Origin of the sequence: Curtobacterium sp. 320 (assembly GCF_031455235.1) — a bacterium.
In the GTDB taxonomy this organism is placed as follows: domain Bacteria; phylum Actinomycetota; class Actinomycetes; order Actinomycetales; family Microbacteriaceae; genus Curtobacterium.
Map to the genome: position 1 here is coordinate 109991 of NZ_JAVDSI010000009.1, position 14004 is coordinate 123994.

Annotated in this window: 15 protein-coding genes; 13 read left to right on the forward strand and 2 right to left on the reverse strand. The window is 71.7% G+C overall.

What is annotated here, in order from left to right; all coding sequences use genetic code 11:
* The first annotated feature begins 14 nt into the window (after nt 1–14).
* The 3 genes from miaB to dapF are packed head-to-tail and all read left to right on the forward strand — an operon-like array spanning nt 15 to nt 3338.
* A complete protein-coding gene (gene miaB / locus J2X60_RS13225) occupies nt 15–1514 on the forward strand; it encodes a tRNA (N6-isopentenyl adenosine(37)-C2)-methylthiotransferase MiaB (RefSeq protein ID WP_309888086.1) in 1500 nt (499 codons plus the stop codon).
* Nucleotides 1501–2451: a tRNA (adenosine(37)-N6)-dimethylallyltransferase MiaA gene (gene miaA, locus J2X60_RS13230; protein ID WP_309888088.1), complete on the forward strand. Its 951-nt coding sequence runs from the start codon at nt 1501–1503 to the stop codon at nt 2449–2451. Before miaB ends, miaA begins: the two co-directional genes overlap by 14 nt.
* Nucleotides 2448–3338, forward strand: a complete 891-nt coding sequence (gene dapF / locus J2X60_RS13235) for a diaminopimelate epimerase (protein ID WP_309888090.1) — start codon at nt 2448–2450, stop codon at nt 3336–3338. Before miaA ends, dapF begins: the two co-directional genes overlap by 4 nt.
* Nucleotides 3339–3711: 373 nt before the next feature.
* Here dapF and J2X60_RS13240 read toward each other — a convergent pair whose 3' ends face one another.
* The gene (locus J2X60_RS13240) at nt 3712–4326 is read right to left on the reverse strand and encodes a methyltransferase (RefSeq protein WP_309888091.1); all 615 of its coding nucleotides are present in this window, start codon (nt 4324–4326) and stop codon (nt 3712–3714) included.
* Nucleotides 4327–4387: 61 nt separating this feature from the next.
* Here J2X60_RS13240 and hflX point away from each other — a divergent pair, with 61 nt between their 5' ends.
* On the forward strand, nt 4388–5926 hold the full coding sequence (gene hflX / locus J2X60_RS13245) for a GTPase HflX (protein ID WP_070419127.1): 1539 nt from the start codon (nt 4388–4390) through the stop codon (nt 5924–5926).
* A 221-nt stretch (nt 5927–6147) separates the two neighbouring features.
* On the opposite strand, the gene lexA is transcribed toward hflX, so the two are convergent.
* Nucleotides 6148–6792, reverse strand: coding sequence for a transcriptional repressor LexA (lexA, locus tag J2X60_RS13250; RefSeq protein WP_070416502.1), 645 nt, complete (start codon nt 6790–6792; stop codon nt 6148–6150).
* Nucleotides 6793–7029: 237 nt separating this feature from the next.
* On the opposite strand from lexA, the gene J2X60_RS13255 reads away from it, so the two are divergent.
* The 9 genes from J2X60_RS13255 (at nt 7030) to scpB (ending at nt 13939) form a co-directional block, all read left to right on the forward strand.
* Entirely contained in the window at nt 7030–7395 is a 366-nt protein-coding gene (locus J2X60_RS13255) for a LysM peptidoglycan-binding domain-containing protein (protein WP_309888095.1), read from the forward strand.
* Nucleotides 7396–7447: 52 nt separating this feature from the next.
* Nucleotides 7448–8572, forward strand: coding sequence for a histidinol-phosphate transaminase (locus J2X60_RS13260; RefSeq protein WP_309888097.1), 1125 nt, complete (start codon nt 7448–7450; stop codon nt 8570–8572).
* Complete coding sequence (gene hisB / locus J2X60_RS13265; protein ID WP_071301667.1) at nt 8569–9171, forward strand: imidazoleglycerol-phosphate dehydratase HisB; 603 nt, start codon at nt 8569–8571, stop codon at nt 9169–9171. The genes J2X60_RS13260 and hisB overlap by 4 nt, the downstream gene beginning before the upstream one ends.
* On the forward strand, nt 9168–9809 hold the full coding sequence (gene hisH / locus J2X60_RS13270; RefSeq protein ID WP_309888099.1) for an imidazole glycerol phosphate synthase subunit HisH: 642 nt from the start codon (nt 9168–9170) through the stop codon (nt 9807–9809). Before hisB ends, hisH begins: the two co-directional genes overlap by 4 nt.
* Before the next feature lie 63 nt (nt 9810–9872).
* Nucleotides 9873–10619 (forward strand): bifunctional 1-(5-phosphoribosyl)-5-((5-phosphoribosylamino)methylideneamino)imidazole-4-carboxamide isomerase/phosphoribosylanthranilate isomerase PriA, encoded by a 747-nt coding sequence (gene priA / locus J2X60_RS13275; protein WP_309888101.1) that lies wholly within the window; start codon nt 9873–9875, stop codon nt 10617–10619.
* Nucleotides 10620–10623: 4 nt separating this feature from the next.
* Nucleotides 10624–11460 (forward strand): SseB family protein, encoded by an 837-nt coding sequence (locus J2X60_RS13280; protein WP_309888104.1) that lies wholly within the window; start codon nt 10624–10626, stop codon nt 11458–11460.
* Between the two features lie 89 nt (nt 11461–11549).
* On the forward strand, nt 11550–12428 hold the full coding sequence (locus tag J2X60_RS13285; protein WP_070416496.1) for a ParA family protein: 879 nt from the start codon (nt 11550–11552) through the stop codon (nt 12426–12428).
* Nucleotides 12412–13260 carry a ScpA family protein gene (locus J2X60_RS13290; protein WP_309888106.1) on the forward strand — a complete coding sequence of 283 codons (849 nt, stop codon included), beginning with the start codon at nt 12412–12414 and terminating at the stop codon, nt 13258–13260. The genes J2X60_RS13285 and J2X60_RS13290 overlap by 17 nt, the downstream gene beginning before the upstream one ends.
* A complete protein-coding gene (gene scpB / locus J2X60_RS13295) occupies nt 13250–13939 on the forward strand; it encodes an SMC-Scp complex subunit ScpB (RefSeq protein ID WP_309888108.1) in 690 nt (229 codons plus the stop codon). The genes J2X60_RS13290 and scpB overlap by 11 nt, the downstream gene beginning before the upstream one ends.
* Nucleotides 13940–14004 lie beyond the last annotated feature (65 nt).

Here is a 14004-nt window from a genome sequence, read left to right on the forward strand (position 1 = left end):
ACACTGGGACGACCATGGCCACCGTCGCAGCGCGCCCCCGCACCTACCAAGTCCGCACCTACGGGTGCCAGATGAACGTGCACGACTCCGAGCGGCTGAGCGGGTCGCTCCAGGCCGCCGGGTACGTCGCCGCCGACGGCGAGCAGGCGGACGTGGTCGTCATCAACACGTGCGCCGTGCGCGAGAACGCCGACAACCGTCTGTACGGCAACCTCGGGCAGCTCGCGGGCATCAAGCGCGAGCACCCCGGCATGCAGATCGCGGTCGGCGGGTGCCTGGCGCAGAAGGACAAGAACGTCATCCTCGAGAAGGCGCCGTGGGTGGACGTCGTCTTCGGGACGCACAACATGGGGTCGCTGCCGACGCTGCTCGAGCGTGCCCGGCACAACGACGAAGCGCAGATCGAGATCCTCGAGTCGCTCGACGTCTTCCCGTCGACCCTCCCGACCAAGCGCGACTCGACGCACAGTGGCTGGGTGTCGATCTCGGTCGGCTGCAACAACACCTGCACGTTCTGCATCGTGCCGTCGCTGCGCGGCAAGGAGAAGGACCGCCGCCCGGGTGACGTGCTCGCCGAGATCCAGGCACTCGTCGACGACGGCGCGATCGAGGTCACCCTGCTCGGGCAGAACGTCAACTCGTACGGCGTCGAGTTCGGGGATCGCCAGGCGTTCGGCAAGCTGCTCCGTGCCGCCGGTCAGATCGAGGGCCTCGAACGGGTCCGGTTCACCAGCCCGCACCCCGCCGCCTTCACGGACGACGTCATCGACGCGATGGCCGAGACGCCGAACGTGATGCCCCAGCTGCACATGCCGCTCCAGTCCGGGTCGGACCGCGTCCTCAAGGCGATGCGCCGCAGCTACCGGAGCGAACGGTTCCTCGGCATCCTCGACCGCGTCCGGGCGAAGATCCCGCACGCGGCGATCTCGACGGACATCATCGTCGGCTTCCCCGGCGAGACCGACGCGGACTTCGAGGACACCCTGCGCGTCGTGGAGCAGTCGCGGTTCGCCTCGGCGTTCACGTTCCAGTACTCGATCCGGCCGGGGACGCCAGCGGCGACGATGGACGAGCAGTTGCCGAAGCACGTCGTGCAGGAGCGGTACGAGCGGCTCGTCGCCCTGCAGGAGCACATCACGGCAGAGGAGAACGCGAAGCAGGTCGGGCGCACGGTCCAGGTCCTCGTCGCCACCGGTGAGGGCAAGAAGGACGACGCCACGCACCGGCTGTCGGGCCGCGCCGAGGACTCCCGACTCGTGCACTTCTCGGTGCCGGGCGGATCGGACGTGCCGCGCCCCGGGGACGTCGTCACCGTCGAGGTCACCCGCTCGGCCCCGCACTTCCTGATCGCCGACGGGGACGCACCGTTGCGGATCCGGCGCACCCGTGCCGGCGACGCGTGGGACCGTGCCCAGGCGGAGAGCTGTGGCGTCCCGACGCCGGCACCCGTCGGGGCCGCCGACGGCCCGCGGCCGGTGTCGCTCGGTCTGCCCAGCATCCGTGTCGGCCGCTGACGAGGAGCGCGCCGGCGGCGGCGACCTGATCGCGGTCGTCGGGGCGACCGGCACCGGCAAGTCCGACCTCGGGATCGCGATCGCCGAACGCCTCCGCGCCGCAGGCCGCCCCGCCGAGATCGTCAACGCCGACGCCATGCAGCTCTACCGCGGCATGGACATCGGCACCGCGAAGCTCAGCGTCGAGGAGCGCCGGGGCATCCCGCACCACCAGCTCGACGTGCTCGACGTCACGGACGAGGCCAGTGTCGCCGCCTACCAGCGTGATGCGCGGGCGGAGATCGAGGCCATCCACGGCCGCGGGAACGTCGCCCTGCTCGTCGGCGGCAGCGGGCTGTACGTCTCGGCCGTGCTCTTCGACCTCGCGTTCCCCGGGACCGACCCCGAACTCCGCGCCCGCCTCGAGCGCGAGCACGAGGAACTCGGGCCGGGCATCCTGCTGGAACGACTCCGCGGCCTGGACCCGGCGGCCGCGGCGACCATCGACGCCCGCAACCCGCGGAGGTTGATCCGTGCACTCGAGATCGCGAGCCGATCCGAGGTGGTCACGCCGAGCCTCCCGTCCGCGCCCCGCGCCTGGCGACCCGCTCGGATCCTGCACCTGCACCGCGAACGAGCGCAGCTCGTCGCCGCGCTGCACGAGCGCGCGGCGCGCATGTTCGACGCCGGGCTCGTGGACGAGGTCCGGGGGCTGCGCGAGCAGGGCCTCGAGTCGGGGCGGACCGCGCGGGCGGCGATCGGGTACTCGCAGGCGCTCGAGGTGCTCCGTGGGGATGCGACCGTCGACCAGGCGGTCGAGGCGACGGGCATCGCGACGCGCAAGTACGCCCGACGGCAGGTGTCGTGGTTCCGGCGGTACGCCGACGCGGAGCTCCTCGACGTCACCGGCGCCGACCGGGCGGCTCTGACAGCGGCTGCCCGTAGGATCGTCCCGTGACCGAGCTGCACTTCACCAAGGGCCAGGGGACCGGCAACGACTTCGTCCTGTTCGCCGACCCCGACGCGTCGGTCGACCTGACCCCCGAGCGGATCCGCGCCATCGCCGACCGCCGGTTCGGTGTCGGCGGCGACGGCGTCATCCGGGCGGTCCGGTCCGATGCGCTGCCGGAAGGGCAGGCGCTCGTCGCCGAGGACCCCGCGGCGACCTGGTTCATGGACTACCACAACGCCGACGGCACGGTCGCCGAGATGTGCGGGAACGGCATCCGCGTGTTCGCGCGCTACCTCACGGAGTCCGGGCTCGTCGACCTCACCCCCGGCGAGACGCTGACGGTCGGCAGCCGCAAGGGCCTCGTCGACATCCAGCGGACGACCAACGGCTTCTCCGCCGACCTCGGGCGCTGGGGGCTCGGCATCGAGGGCGGCGGCGCGGACGACGTGCTCGTGCGGGCGAAGAACCTCGACGGAGCACGCCCCGGGCTCGGCATCGACGTCGGCAACCCCCACGTGGTGGTCGCCGTCGCGACCGAGGACGAACTCGCCGAGGTCGACCTCACGTACGTGCCGGTGCTCGAGCCGGTGCCCGCGGCCGGCGCGAACGTCGAGTTCGTGCTGCCGGGCGACCCGCTCGTGCAGGACGGCGTCGGTCAGATCACGATGCGCGTCCACGAGCGCGGCAGCGGCGAGACCCTGTCGTGCGGCACGGGCGCCGTCGCCGCGGCCCTCGCGACGCGGTACTGGGCGGGCAACGGTGCGCCGGACACGTGGCGCGTGCGCGTGCCGGGTGGGGTCGTCACGGTGCGCATCTTCGCGGCGGAGGACGGCGAGCACGTCGCGTTGTCCGGGCCGGCAGAACTCGTCTTCTCGGGTGACCTGACGGTCTGACCCGGGCGGGCTTCCGGCCAGGAGGCGCGGTTCGGCGCGCCGACGCTCGTCACCTGAGTCGCGCCTCCTGGCCACTGCCGTGGTGCGGACGGGCGGGTCGGTCGCGCTGGCCGACTGCGGCGCGCTGGCTGCGCTGCGCGCTGGCCGCGCTGGCTGGCTGCGGCCCGCTGGCCGCGCTGCCCGGTCGCGGCGCGCTGGCCGCGCTGGCGGGTCGCGGCGCGCTAGCCGCGCTGGCGGGTCGCGTGACGTGTCGAACCACGTTCCCGACATTGAACCGCGTGCTCGCGCTGGTTCGATGTCGGAATCGTGGTTCCACTCGGACCGCGCGCTTCGCGCGACGGCGCCAGGCACGCGGCACGCGCGCACGCGCCGCCTACTCGGCCGCGCGGTGCACCCGCAGCACCCGGAACCCCTTGTCCGTCGACGCCCGCGACACGTGGAACCCGGCGTCGAGCGACTCCCGCAACCACCGCTGCAGCGAATCGCCCCCGAGGTCCTTCGACACGACCAACCACGCGTCCCCACCGACCGCGAGCCGGGGCAGCCACGTCAGCAGGATCTGGTGCAGCTCGTCCTTGCCCACCCGGATCGGCGGGTTCGACCAGATCGTCCGGAACCGCAGGTCGGCCGGTACCTCGTCCGGCAGTGCGACGGTGACGTTGTCGGCCCCCGCAGCAGCAGCGTTCGCACGGGCGAGACCGAGCACCCGCTCGTTCACGTCGACGCCCCACACCTGGGCGGCGGGGGAGTCGAGGGCCATGGTGATGGCGATCGGACCCCAGCCGCAGCCGACGTCGAGCAGCGCCCCCTCGTGCGCGGGCGGCGGCACCGATCCGAGCAGCACTCGCGTGCCACGGTCGAGCCCGTCCGGGCTGAAGACCCCCGCGGCGGTGGTCAGGGTGAGCGGGCGACCGGCGAGGGTGACGTGGATCTGGCGTTCGCGGGTGTCCGACGACGGGTTCGCGGAGAAGTAGTGGTCGTTCGCCATGGATGAACCGTACCGGCAACCCCGTGTGTCCCGAGGCCCCGAGCGGTACCCTGTGGAGAAGATGACGGACACCACGAACCGAGACGCAGAGACCACCGACGACAGCGCTGCTGGTGTCGTCGAGCGGGTCCTGCGCAACGCCGACTCCCGCGCGAGCTCCTCGATCTTCGCCCCCGCGCAGGCGATCCAGACCCGATCGGTCGACGACCACGCCTGGACGGGCGACGGCGACCAGTACGACCGCGAAGACCGGGCTGCCCTCCGCCGCGTCGGCGGCCTCTCCACCGAGCTCGAGGACGTCACCGAGGTCGAGTACCGGCAGCTCCGGCTCGAGCAGGTCGTCCTGATCGGGGTGTACCCGCACGGCGACGCCTCGGACGCCGAGAACTCCCTGCGTGAGCTCGCCGCCCTCGCCGAGACCGCGGGTGCCGTGGTGCTCGACGGGCTCCTGCAGCGCCGGCCGAACCCCGACCCCTCCACGTACCTCGGCAAGGGCAAGGCGGAAGAGCTCGCGATGGTCGTCAAGGCCACCGGTGCCGACACGGTCATCGCCGACACCGAACTCGCCCCGTCCCAGCGCCGCGCGCTCGAGGACGTGGTGAAGGTCAAGGTGATCGACCGGACGGCCGTGATCCTCGACATCTTCAGCCAGCACGCCAAGAGCCGCGAGGGCAAGGCGCAGGTCGAACTCGCCCAGCTCGAGTACCTCCTGCCGCGACTCCGTGGTTGGGGTGAGTCGATGTCCCGCCAGGCCGGTGGCCAGGTCTCCGGCGGTGCGGGCATGGGTTCGCGTGGTCCCGGTGAGACGAAGATCGAGCTCGACCGTCGCCGCATCCACACCCGGATGTCCAAGCTCCGTCGCCAGATCGCCGGGTTCCGCCCCGCGCGCGAGGCGAAGCGGGCCGACCGACACCGCAACGACGTCCCGAGCGTCGCGATCGCCGGCTACACCAACGCGGGCAAGTCCTCGCTGCTGAACCGACTGACGAGCGCCGGCGTGCTCGTCCAGAACCAGCTCTTCGCGACGCTGGACGCCACGGTCCGCCGGACCGAGAGCGCGAAGGGCCGCGAGTTCACCTTCGTCGACACCGTCGGCTTCGTGCGCAACCTGCCGCACCAGCTCGTCGAGGCATTCCGCTCCACCCTCGAAGAAGTCGGCGAGGCCGACGTCATCGTGCACGTGGTCGACGGCTCGCACCCCGACCCGGCCGCCCAGCTGGCGACCGTGCGCGAGGTCATCGGCGACGTCGGTGCCCGCGAGATCCCGGAGATCGTCGCCTTCAACAAGGCCGACCTCATCGACGAGTCGCAGCGGCTCGTCCTGGTCGGCCTCGTGCCGGACGCGGTGTTCGTCTCGGCGCGCACGGGCGAGGGCATCCAGGACCTCCTCGACGTGATCGAGGCCCGCCTCCCCGAACCCGACGTCGAGCTCACCGTGGTGGTCCCGTACGACCGCGGTGACCTGGTGTCGTCGCTGCACGACGCGGGTGCGGTCGAGACCGTCGACTACGTCGAGGACGGCACACGCCTGCGGGTGCGCGTCTTCCAGCGGCAGGTCGCGGAACTCGACCCGTTCGTGGTCGCGCCCGTCGCGTCCTGAGGCGCGCCCTGCGCTGACGCGCGGCGTGCGGTCGCGTCGGCGCGCGGCGTGCGGTCCAGGAGGCGCGGCGAACGCCCGCCTCGCCCGTCGCCTTCCACACCGTGCGAGGTCCCGGGCACGGTGCGGGCCCGCGAGACCGTCACGGTGGTCGGAACCTCGCACAGTACGAACGCCCCCTCGCACGGTGCGAGGGGGCGTTCGTCGTCAGGAGGTGCGGCGGCTCAGATCGAGCGGAGGACCGCCACGACCTTGCCGAGCACGGTGGCCGCGTCGCCGAGGATCGGCTCGAACGCGGTGTTGCGGGGGAGCAGCCACGTGTGGCCGTCCCGCTGGCGGAAGACCTTCACGGTCGCTTCCTCGTCGAGCATGGCGGCGACGATGTCACCGTTCTCGGCCGTCTGCTGCGACCGGACGACCACCCAGTCGCCGTCGCAGATCGCGGCGTCGATCATCGACTCGCCCACGACCTTGAGCATGAAGAGGTCTCCCGTGCCGACGAGCTGCCGGGGGAGCGGCACGATCTCGTCGACGTGCTGCTCGGCCGTGATCGGCACACCGGCGGCGATCCGACCGACGAGCGGGACGAGCGTCGTCGCGTCGACGTCCGGGCCCTCGACGTCGGGGGTCGGCTCGTCGACGAGCACCTCGAGCGCGCGGGGGCGGTTCGGGTCGCGGCGGATCCACCCGCCGAGCTCGAGCTGGCCGAGCTGGTGCGAGACGCTCGACAGCGAGGACAAGCCCGCGGCGTCACCGATCTCGCGCATGCTCGGCGGGTAGCCCCGGCTGGCGATCGACGCACGGATCGCGTCGAGGATCGCCTGCTGCTTCGCCGTCAGCGGCTTCTGGCCCCGCAGTTCGTCCGCCACGTCGTCTCGCCCTTCGTCGGTGCCGGGACCGTGCCCGCGGGAATGTCGGTGGTGCCCGCTTGACTTGTCCCAGTCGATCGAAACAGTATCCGACCGGTCATCGCCGGACAAACACCTGTTCGAGCGTGTCGGCAGAAAACCCCCCAGAAATCTCCGCGCAGGACTTGTGCGGCTCGTCATTCGAAACTATGTTCGGTACAGGACTTCGGTTCACCCGAACGGGAAGGCAAGAACGACATGAGCACCATCGCCATCGCTGACATCCAGCGCACCGCGCCCGCCGTGCGTACGCGCCTGCGCCTCACGCGTCGCGGCCGGGTCGTCCTGACGACGCTCGCCGCGATCCCGCTGCTGATCGGTGTGGCACTCGCCGTGCTGAACGGCGGACAGGCATCGGCCGGCAACACCGAGTCGCACGCCCACTTCGAGACCGTGACCATCCAGCCGGGCGAGACGCTCTGGCAGCTGGCGGAAGAGACCGCCCCGAACGCCGACCCGCGCGACTTCGTGCAGGACGTCGTCAGCCTGAACGCGCTCGACGGCTCCGGACTGCAGGCCGGGCAGGAGATCTCGATCCCGGCGCAGTACACAGCCGGGCACTAGCACCGTCCGGACGGCCGGTCACCATACCGTTCGAGCGGCCTACGATGGATCGGTGGCATTCACGCTCGAAGACCTCCCGATCCGAGACGACCTGCGCGGGCAGAGCCCGTACGGCGCCCCGCAGAAGCACGTGCGCGTGCAGCTCAACGTCAACGAGAACACGCATCCGGTGCCAGCCGACGTCGCCGAGGACATCGTGTCGTCGATCCGCCAGGCGTTGACGACCGTGAACCGCTACCCCGACCGTGAGTTCACCGAGCTGCGGCAGTCCCTCGCGGACTACCTCCAGCGCGACCTGGCGCCGGGGCAAGCACTCGGGCCGGAGCAGATCTGGGCGGCCAACGGCTCGAACGAGGTGCTGCAGCAGCTGCTCCAGGCCTTCGGTGGGCCGGCTCGCACTGTGCTCGGGTTCCCCCCGACCTACTCGATGCACTCGATCCTCGCGTCGGGCACCGGCACGACCTGGATCCCGGCGCAGCGCGACGACGAGTTCCGCATCGCGCCCGAGACGGTAGTGGCCGGCATCCGTGAGCACCAGCCGGACATCGTGTTCCTCTGCGGGCCGAACAACCCCACGGGTACGCCGCTCCCGATCGAGACCATCGAGGCCGCCTACGCCGCGACCGACGGCATCGTGATGGTCGACGAGGCCTACGCCGAGTTCATGCCTGCCGACGCCCCGAGCGCCGTCACCCTGCTGCCCGGGCGGGAGCGTCTCATCGTGTCCCGCACGATGAGCAAGGCGTTCGCGTTCGCCGGTGCCCGCGTGGGCTACATGGCCGCCCACCCGGCCGTCATCGACGCGATCCGACTCGTCCGGCTGCCGTACCACCTCTCCGCACTGACCCAGGCGGCAGCGGTGGCGGCGCTCCGGCACGCCCCCGCGATGCTCGCGATGGTCGACGACATCACGCAGCAGCGCGACCGCATGGTGACCGAACTCCGGGCGATGGGCTACCGCACGTACGAGACGTGGTCGAACTTCGTCCTGTTCGGCGGCGTCGCCGACCCGCACGCCGCGTTCGAAGCGCTGCTCGAGCAGGACGTGATCGTGCGCGACCTCGGCATCCCGAACCACCTGCGGGTGAGCGCCGGCACGGAAGAGGAGACCACCGTGTTCCTCGACGCCATGCGCCGCGTCGCCGCCGATCAGCCGCCGGTTAGGGTTGCAGCATGACCGCGCGCACCGCCACGATCAGCCGGAGCACGAGCGAGTCGAGCATCGAGCTCGAACTCGACCTCGACGGCACCGGCACGTCCGACATCTCGACGAGCGTGCCGTTCTTCGACCACATGCTGACGGCGTTCAGCAAGCACTCGCTCATCGACCTCCGCGTTCGGTCGACCGGCGACACCCACATCGACGTCCACCACACCGTCGAGGACACCGGCATCGTGCTCGGCCAGGCGCTCAAGCAGGCCCTCGGTGACCGTGCCGGCATCGGTCGGTACGGGGACGCCCTCGTGCCGCTCGACGAAGCGCTCGCCCAGGCCGTGGTCGACGTCTCCGGCCGACCGTTCCTCGTGCACTCCGGCGAGCCCGCGGGCTTCGAGTTCCACCGGATCGGCGGCCACTTCACCGGCTCGATGGTCCGCCACGTGTTCGAGGCGATCACCTTCAACGCCGGCATCACGGTGCACGTCCGCGTGCTCGAGGGCCGCGACCCGCACCACATCGCCGAAGCCGAGTTCAAGGCGTTCGCCCGGGCGATGCGCACGGCGGTCGAACTCGACCCCCGCGTGGACGGCATCCCGTCCACCAAGGGCACGCTGTGACCGCCGGGGCGAAGCCGAACGTCGTCGTCCTCGACTACGGGTCGGGCAACGTCCACTCCGCCGCCAAGGCCCTCGAACGCGCCGGCGCCGACGTCACCCTGACGTCGGACAAGCAGGTGGCGCTCCGGGCCGACGGACTGCTGGTCCCCGGCGTCGGGGCCTTCGGAGCCGTGGTCGAGCAGCTCGAGGGCGTCCGGGGCGGCGAGATCGTCGACCACCGTCTCGCCGGCGGCCGTCCGGTCCTCGGGATCTGCGTCGGCATGCAGGTGCTCTTCTCGCGCGGCATCGAGCGCGGTGCCGACGTCGAGGGGCTCGGGCAGTGGCCGGGCACGGTCGAGCAGATCCAGGCCGACGTCCTGCCCCACATGGGGTGGAACACGGTCGACGCTCCTGCGGACTCGGTGTTGTTCGAGGGCCTGCACGACGAGCGCTTCTACTTCGTGCACTCGTACGGCGTGACCGACTTCCCGCTCGAGGCGTACGGGCCGTTCCGCGCGCCGCGCCTGACCTGGGCCGAGCACGGGCAGCGGTTCGTCGCCGCGGTCGAGAACGGTCCGCTCACCGCCACCCAGTTCCACCCCGAGAAGTCCGGCGAGCCGGGCATCCGACTGCTCCGCAACTGGGTGCAGTCGCTCTGAGACCCGCGGCGACACGTCGCGAACGACGACGCGCCCGACGACCCCCGCAACGAAGACAGGACCATGACCGAGCTCTCCACCACCCCGCCCCTCGTCCTGCTGCCCGCCGTGGACGTCGTCGACGGCCAGGCGGTGCGCCTCACCCAGGGCGAGGCCGGCAGCGAGACCTCCTACGGCGACCCGGTGTCGGCAGCCCGGACGTGGCGTGACCAGGGTGCCGAGTGGATCCACCTCGTCGACCTCGACGCAGCGTTCGGCCGCGGCGACAACCGGAAGGTCATCGCGCACGCCATCCGCGAGGTCGAGGGCGTCGCCGTCGAGCTCTCGGGCGGCATCCGCGACGACGCCTCGCTCGAGGCAGCCCTCGCGACCGGTGCCGCACGCGTGAACCTCGGCACCGCCGCGCTCGAGGACCCGGAGTGGGCGGCCCGCGTGATCCGGACGTACGGCGAGCAGATCGCCGTCGGGCTCGACGTGCGCGGCACGACGCTCGCCAGCCGGGGTTGGACGGAGGACGCCGGCGACCTGTGGGAGGTCCTCGACCGCCTCGAGGAAGCCGGCTGCGCCCGGTACGTCGTGACCGACGTGACGAAGGACGGCACCCTGCAGGGCCCCAACGTCGACCTCCTCCGCGAGGTCTGCGACCGCACCGACCAGCCCGTCGTGGCCTCCGGCGGGATCTCGACGCTCGACGACCTCCGTGCACTGCGCGAGCTCGTGCCGCACGGGCTCGAGGGCGCGATCATCGGCAAGGCGCTCTACTCGGGGGCGTTCACGCTCCCGGCCGCGCTCGACATCGCCTCGGAGTAGGCGCGTGGCGGGCATCTCGAACGGTCGCGGCACCGGACCCGACGGGCCCGCGGGCGACGGGCACCCGGACGACGCGCACACCCCCGGTGGGGCGGCGGACTCCGCGGGCTTCGCCTGGGCCGGGCGCACGTTCGACCAGCACGACACGACGTTCGACGACGACGACGGTCTGGCCGACCCGGCCGTCGTCGCCGCGATCACGGCGCTGCCGGACGGGGGGTCGCAGCGGGTGGTCGTCGACGCGCTCCGCACCGCCCGGCTGCTCATCCCGCTCATCGCCGAGGCCGGAGACATCGGGCACACCGAGACCGGCAAGCTCGTCGACAAGACGCAGGAGCTCTCCATCGTGACGGTCGCCGGCCCGGACGGTCGCAGCGTCATGCCGGCCTTCACCTCGGTCGAGGCGATGCGATCCTGGGACGCGGACGCCCGACCGGTGCCGGCGGACTCGCGGCGGGTGGCCATGGCTGCGGCGAGCGAGGAGACCCAGCTCGTGGTCCTCGACCCGACGGCGCCGACCGAGTTCGTGCTCCGTCGCCCCGCGGTGTGGGCGATCGGGCAGGACCTGCCGTGGACGCCCTGCTTCGAGGACCCGGAAGTGGCGCGGGCCTTCGCCGACTCCGTCGTGGGGGAGCGTGCGGTGGCGCGGGTCGAGCTGGCCCCGGGGGACCCGCTCGGACGGTTCGCCGGTGCGGAACTGACGGTGGGGCTGGCGCTCCACCCCGGACTCGACCAGACGCAGGTGCAGGAGCTCGTGGGGCGCCTCCAGCAGCGCTGGACGGCGGACGCCGTCATCGCGGAACGCGTGGACAGCATGCGGGTGGCGCTGCGCCCAGCGTGAGTCGCGCCTCCTGGCCCCGACCTGCGGCGGTGCGGCCCGGCCCGGCGGTGCGGCCCGGCCCGGCGGCCGGTCGCCGGTACGATGACGGGGTGAGCACGAACCCGACGACCACCCCCGGAACCGGCGAGACCACCTACGGTCCGACCGGACGGCCCGTCCGGCAGTTCGCGGTGCCCGAGGAGCTCGACGGCCACGGTCCCGCTCGCATCATCGCGCTGTGCAACCAGAAGGGCGGCGTCGGCAAGACCACGACGTCGATCAACCTCGGCGCGGCGCTGGCGGAGTACGGGCGCAAGGTCCTCGCGGTGGACTTCGACCCGCAGGGCGCACTGTCGGCCGGCCTCGGCGTGCGGACCCACGACATCCCCACCGTCTACGACCTGCTGATGGGGTCGATCAAGGACCCGAACCAGGTCATCCAGCCGACGAACACGCCCTACCTCGACGTGATCCCGGCGAACATCGACCTCTCCGCGGCCGAGGTGCACCTCGTGAACGAGGTCGCGCGCGAGCAGATCCTCGCGAGCGTGCTCCGGAAGGTCGCGAACGACTACGACGTGATCCTCGTCGACTGCCAGCCGTCGCTCGGGCTGCTGACCGTGAACGCCCTGACGGCGGCGCACGGCGTCCTCATCCCGCTCGAGTGCGAGTTCTTCGCCCTGCGTGGAGTGGCGCTGCTCATCGAGACGATCGACAAGGTGCGCGACCGCCTCAACCCGGCGCTGCAGCTCGACGGGATCCTCGCGACGATGTACGACTCGCGCACGCTGCACTCGCGCGAGGTCATGGAGCGTGTCGTGGACACCTTCGACGACCGCGTGCTCGACACCGTCATCGGCCGGACCGTGAAGTTCCCGGACGCCACGGTCTCGGCGCGCCCGATCACGCAGACCGCGCCGGACCACGCGGCCGCACACGCGTACCGGCAGCTCGCCAGGGAGCTCGTCGAGCGTGGCGCCGTCGCCTGACCCCGGACCGGCCGGGCATCCGACCCCCGCCGGCACGCAGACTGCGGCCGGCTTCCGAGTCCGGCTCCGCAACTTCGACGGCCCGTTCGACCTGCTCCTCTCGCTCATCACGAAGCACGAGCTCGACATCACCGAGGTCTCGCTCGGCGCTGTGACGGGCGAGTTCATCGAGTACGTGCGCCAGGCCGAGTCCCAGGACGAACTCGACGAGGCCAGCGAGTTCCTCGTCGTCGCCGCCACGCTGCTCGACCTCAAGATCGCCGGACTCCTGCCGCAGGGCGAGCTCGTCGACGCCGAGGACGTCGCCCTGCTCGAGGCCCGCGACCTCCTGTTCGCCCGACTGCTGCAGTACCGGGCGTTCAAGCAGGCCGCCGACTGGTTCGGCTCCCGCTGGCTGACCGAGTCCCGACGCCACGTGCGGAGCGTCCGGCTCGAGGAGCGGTTCCGCGCCCGGACCCCCGAGCTCGTCTGGACCCTGTCGGTGCAGGACTTCGCCGCGCTGGCGACCCTGGCGTTCGCGCCCCGGGAGCTCCCGACGGTCGGACTCGACCACCTGCACGCCCCGCTCGTCAGCATCCGGGAGCAGGCCGCGATCGTCGTCTCGATCCTCCGCACGCGTGCCGACGAGGACGTCTCGTTCCGTGAACTGGTCGCCGGTGTCTCGGAGACGGGTATCGTGGTGGCTCGCTTCCTCGCGATCCTGGAGCTGTACCGGAACGCATCCATCTCGTTCGAACAGTTCGAACCGCTCGGGGAGCTGACGCTGCGCTGGACCGCCGACGACTGGTCCGACGAGAGCCTCGCCAACCTGGGAGCCGACTATGACGGATGACGTGCACGACACGTCCAGTGCCGAACCCGGCGGCGCCGACGAGATGGCCGACGCCCGCGCGATCGAGCGCGAGATCCACGAGGCGCACGAGCATGCCGCCCGGCCGGAGATCCCCGTCGACCGGCAGCTCGAGGCGATCCTGATGATCGCCGACGAACCCCAGTCGCTCGTGTCCCTCGGCGCGGCCGTGGGGGCTCCCGTCCCCGTGGTCCGGCAGGCCATCGAGCGTCTCGTGGCGGACTTCGACGGGGTCGACGGCACGATCCGCCGCGGGTTCGAACTCCGCGAGGTCGGCGGCGGCTGGCGCTTCTACGTCCGGCAGGACCTCGACGACGTCGTCGAGCAGTTCGTCGAGGCCGAACGCCCCTCCCGCCTGTCGCAGGCGGCGCTCGAGACCCTCGCGGTCGTCGCGTACAAGCAGCCGATCACCCGGTCGCAGATCGCCTCGATCCGCGCCGTCAACGTCGACGGCGTCGTCCGCACGCTCGTCGCGCGCGGCCTCATCGAGGAGTCGTTCACCGACGCCGAGACCGGCGCCATCAACTACGTCACGTCCGACCTGCTCCTGCAGCAGCTCGGCATCAACTCGCTCGACGAGCTGCCGCTCATCTCGCCCCTCCTGGACGACGGTGCCGGCGGCTTCGAGCAGAACGAAGGGATCCCCGATGGCCGCGTATGAGGAAGAACGACGAGGCGGCCCACGGGGTGGCGCGGGCCGGGACGGCGCGGGTCGTCCTGGAGGCG